Source organism: Streptomyces sp. M2CJ-2 (assembly GCF_016757295.1).
Taxonomy (GTDB): Bacteria; Actinomycetota; Actinomycetes; order Streptomycetales; family Streptomycetaceae; genus Streptomyces.
Genome location: NZ_JAESIF010000215.1, coordinates 1 through 1,721 on the forward strand (window position 1 = coordinate 1; position 1,721 = coordinate 1,721).

General features: G+C 68.9%; 1 protein-coding gene. It reads left to right on the top strand.

What is annotated here, in order from left to right; genetic code table 11:
- Positions 1–119: 119 nt before the first annotated feature.
- A complete protein-coding gene (locus JL475_RS38875; protein ID WP_307825330.1) occupies positions 120–1,547 on the top strand; it encodes an IS1380 family transposase in 1,428 nt (475 codons plus the stop codon).
- Positions 1,548–1,721: the final 174 nt, after the last annotated feature.

Here is a 1,721-nt window from a genome sequence, read left to right on the forward strand (position 1 = left end):
GCCTCGACTGCTCAGCGGAATTCGCTGATCTGACGCCCCGATAGAGGAAAGGCGCCCGTGACCTGCAAGGATCTGAGTGTCGAAGTCGGATCCGGTGCAGAAGTCAGGACACCTTTCTGGTGCGGAACACTACCGCGTGGGACCAAGGCCTGAGGGTCGGGGCCGACGGCAAGGGCATGGTCGGACACAGCGGAGCGGTCCTGTTGCGCCGTCTCGCGGACAGGAGCGGGCTGGTCACCGCGCTGACCAGGGTGTTTCCCGCGGGCGGGAGTGGGTGGCGGGACCGGGGCGTGGTGTTCGTCCAACTCGCGGTATCGATCGTGCTCGGCGCCCGCAGCGTCCTGCAGGCCGAGCAGCTCGGCCTGCACCACCGGCGGCTGTTCGGCCCGGTCGCCTCGGACTCGACGGTCCGCCGTCTGCTGGCCGGCTTCGACGAGGACATGTTCGCCGCCCTGTCACGGGCCCGCGCGAGGGTTCGCCGGATCGTGTGGACGTGGCTGGCCCTGCGTCCGCAGGGCTTCCCCTGGCTGACCGTCGCCGGGAAACACCTGAAGGGGTGGGTGGTCCTCGACATCGACGCGACGATCATCACCGCCGCCTCGAAGAAGGAAGGCGCATCGCCCACCTTCAAGCGTTCGTTCGGCTTCCATCCGCTCGCAGCGTGGTGCGCGAACACCACCGAGTGCCTGGCGATGCTGCTGCGGCCGGGCAGTGCCGGCTCGAACACCGCCGCCGATCACGTCGCCGTCGTCACCGAGACCCTGCATCAGATCCCCGGCTCCTCGAGCGCGAAACTCCTGTTCAGGACCGACGGCGCGGGCGCCACCCACGACCTGCACGAACACCTCGAGGAGCTGAACACGACGCGGCGGCGGGTCCGCTTCACCACGGGCTGGACGATCACCGAGACGGACGAGGCCGCCATCGCGCAGCTCCCCGAATCGGCCTGGGAGACCAGCCTCAAGCAGGACGGCAGCCCTCACGACCCGGACCACAGCGGCGTCGCGGAACTGACCGGCCTGAACAGGCGGAAAGGCTGGCTCAGCGGCATGCGGCTGATCGTCCGCCGCGTCCGCCCCTCCGGCCGACACCTGGAGAACCTCACCGACCTCGAGAAGAAGACCGGCTGGAAGTACTCGGTCATCGCCACCAACATCACCAAGATGTGGGGCGTCCCCGGCTCCCACCAGGCCCAGTGGATAGACGCCCTGCACCGCCATCACGCGGTCGTCGAGGACCGCGTTCGCACGAACAAGGCCATGGGCCTGCACAACCTCCCCGCCAAGTCATGGACAGCAAACCGTAGTTGGATGCTCGCGGCGAACCTCGCGGCCGATCTCGACGCCTGGCTCCGTCTCCTCGCCCTCCACGACCAGGACGGCCTGGCCGACGCCGAACCCCAGACCATGCGCATGCGGATCTACCACCAGACCGGCCGCCTCGCACGACACGCCCGCGTCCGGCACCTCCGCCTCGACGCGTCCTGGCCGTGGGCCACGGCATTCACCCTCGCCTGGAACCGGCTCACCGGCCTACAGGTCACTTGACCAACACATAACCGTCCCGACCACGACCAGGAAGGAGAGCCCCCACCGTCTCCGGGCCCGTGGAACCCGGCGCAGCCGCGGCGTCACGCGACGGCCCGCCCTCAACCGGCAGGGGACATTACGGGCGAACCCCCGGGACCGATCAGCTACCGAACTCCGCTGACGAATCGAGGT